The organism is Belnapia moabensis DSM 16746 (assembly GCF_000745835.1).
GTDB lineage: Bacteria > Pseudomonadota > Alphaproteobacteria > Acetobacterales > Acetobacteraceae > Belnapia > Belnapia moabensis.
On record NZ_JQKB01000288.1, the window covers coordinates 1 to 1,107 of the forward strand.

The window sequence follows — 1,107 nt, forward strand, 5'->3', positions numbered from 1 at the left end:
CCGATCCAACGATGACACTGACGGTCTGGGCCATAGCCGGAGAATTCCACCGCAGCGGCCCGCTGTGAATCCTCCGTCTGGGTCAGTGCACTAGGGCGTGATTCACCCTGGGGATGTGGACCCTAGAGAGCCGTGGCCGGATGGCCGACCTTGCCCGCAGGACGAAGCGTTATCCGTCTGACTTGACGGACGAGAAGTGGGCGGTGGTGGAGCCGCTGCTGCCCCGACCCATGCGGCGCGGCAGGCCGCCTGGGGTGGATTTGCGCGAGGTGCTGAACGCGATCCGCTACCTCGCCCGCGCTGGCTGCGGCTGGCGGACGCTGCCGCACGACTTCGGGCCATGGCAGACGATCTACTGGTGGTTCCGGCGCTTCGTGCGGCGGCTGCTGTTCCACACCATCCACAACGTCGCGCTGATGCTGGATCGGGAGCGGGCGGGACGTGAAGCAAGTCCGTCGGCAGGCGTGCGACAGCCAAGCCGTAAAGGCACCGGGCGCGTCTGGTGGCGGTGGCTACGACGCGGCCAAGCGGACCAAGGGACGCAAGCGGCACGTCGCGGTGGACACGGACGGGCGGCTGCTGATGGTATACCTAACCACGGCCGACGTGCAGGACGCCGCCGGGGCGGAGCATATCATCGCCGCCGTTCGTAAGCGTTGGTCCTGCCTAAAGCACCTCTTTGCCGAAGGAGCCTATGACCCTGGCAGGCTGGCGAGCCTCGCCGCCTAGCGCGACTTCACGATCGAGGTCGTGCGCAAGCTCGCAGACCAGAAGGGCTTCCAGATCCTCCCCGTCGCTGGGTGTTGGAACGTACCTTCGGCTGGATGACTCGCTGGCGCCGCCTCGTCCGCGATTACGAGCGCCGCCTCGATGTGTCCGAAGCCATGATCCGCCTCAGCCTCGGCGCCCTTCTCATCCGACGGGTCGCACACCCCTGACCATTCTCAAACAAGATTTTATGCACAGTATCAGGAAGATAGTGTCCGTTTTGTCACACAGAAAACCCGCCCGATTGCAAGCGCACAAGCGCGGCATTGGCCTGGGCTTGCAGGCAAAACATTATGAAGTGTGCGGTGCATGTCTGGCGTCTTTGTTACATGAGTGGCG

1 protein-coding gene and 2 pseudogenes are annotated in these 1,107 nt (G+C 64.3%); all 3 read left to right on the plus strand.

Going from position 1 to position 1,107, the window contains the following annotated elements:
- Positions 1–140 precede the first annotated feature (140 nt).
- Positions 141–392: pseudogene (locus EP26_RS38940) on the plus strand (transposase); the annotation flags it as partial.
- 49 nt (positions 393–441) lie between these two features.
- Positions 442–729: a transposase gene (locus EP26_RS38945; RefSeq protein ID WP_281177181.1), complete on the plus strand. Its 288-nt coding sequence runs from the start codon at positions 442–444 to the stop codon at positions 727–729.
- A 23-nt stretch (positions 730–752) separates the two neighbouring features.
- Positions 753–938, plus strand: a pseudogene (locus tag EP26_RS38950) (transposase); the annotation flags it as partial.
- Positions 939–1,107: the final 169 nt, after the last annotated feature.